At 69.0% G+C, this 365-nt stretch carries 1 protein-coding gene; it reads right to left on the bottom strand.

Going from position 1 to position 365, the window contains the following annotated elements; genetic code table 11:
* The coding region (locus IG98_RS46290) for a phosphopantetheine-binding protein (RefSeq protein ID WP_342666909.1) at positions 1–340 on the bottom strand (340 nt) is incomplete at its 3' end.
* Positions 341–365: the final 25 nt, after the last annotated feature.

Genomic DNA, 365 nt, shown 5'->3' on the forward strand with positions numbered 1-365 from the left:
TCTGATACCGGAACACATCCCGAGGCGAGAACACCACCCCCGCCGCACGCCCCCGAGCCACCAACCGAATCGCCACGATGCTGTCCCCACCCAGATCGAAGAACCCGTCATCCACCCCCACCCGCTCCACCCCCAACACCTCCGCGAACAGCCCGCACAACACCTCCTCCCGCACCGACAACGACCCCCCACCCGACACCTGCCCAGCCCCCACCACCGACGGCACCGGCAACGCCGCCCGATCCAGCTTCCCGTTCCCCGTCAACGGCAACGCCTCCACCACCACCACCGCCGACGGCACCATGTAATCGGGCAACACCTCCCCCGCGAACCGCCGCAACCGCCCCACATCCAACCCACCCGAC

The sequence above is a fragment of the Streptosporangium amethystogenes genome (genome assembly GCF_000721075.1).
GTDB classification, from domain to species: Bacteria; Actinomycetota; Actinomycetes; order Streptosporangiales; family Streptosporangiaceae; genus Streptosporangium; species Streptosporangium amethystogenes.